This is a genomic window from Staphylococcus sp. HMSC059F04, assembly GCF_001812565.1.
Taxonomy (GTDB): domain Bacteria; phylum Bacillota; class Bacilli; order Staphylococcales; family Staphylococcaceae; genus Staphylococcus; species Staphylococcus lugdunensis.
The window spans coordinates 1-618 of record NZ_KV809478.1 but is presented as its reverse complement, the minus strand read 5'-3'; the positions used below and the strand labels follow the sequence as shown (position 1 = coordinate 618).

The following is a 618-nucleotide window of genomic DNA, read 5'->3' as shown; positions in this document are numbered from 1 at the left end:
TAGATAATCCAAGCACATTACCAAATGGTCAAACCCCAGGTACGCATAATGTGCCAGTGACGGTGACATATCCAGATGGCACAAAAGACCATGTGAATGTACCGGTAACGGTTGGTGATCCTGATAGTAGTAGACACGAACCAAAAGTAACACCAATCACAAAAGATTTTGGCACACCAACAACAACAGATGACGTAACCAAAGCGGTAACCGTACCGGATTATCCAAGTTCAAAAGGCACACCAGTAGTAACAGTAGATAATCCAAGCACATTACCAAATGGTCAAACGCCTGGCACATATACAGTACCAGCAACGGTGACATACCCAGATGGATCAAAAGATCATGTGAATGTACCGGTAACAGTGAAAGAACAACCAGACAAAGATAAATACGAACCAAAAGTAACACCAGTCACAAAAGACTTTGGTACACCGACAACAGCGGATGAAGTCAAAAAAGTGGTAACCGTACCAGATTATCCAAGTTCAAAAGGTACACCAGTAGTAACAGTAGATAATCCAAACACATTACCAGATGGTCAAACCCCAGGTATACACAATGTACCAGTGACAGTGACATATCCAGATGGCACAAAAGATCATGTGGATGTACCGG

At 42.6% G+C, this 618-nt stretch carries 1 protein-coding gene; it reads left to right on the top strand.

Annotation, left to right across the window (positions count from 1 at the left end; all coding sequences use genetic code 11):
* Positions 1 to 618, top strand: a 618-nt coding sequence (locus HMPREF2864_RS08760) for a Rib/alpha-like domain-containing protein (RefSeq protein WP_256277707.1), incomplete at both ends; no start/stop codon positions are given.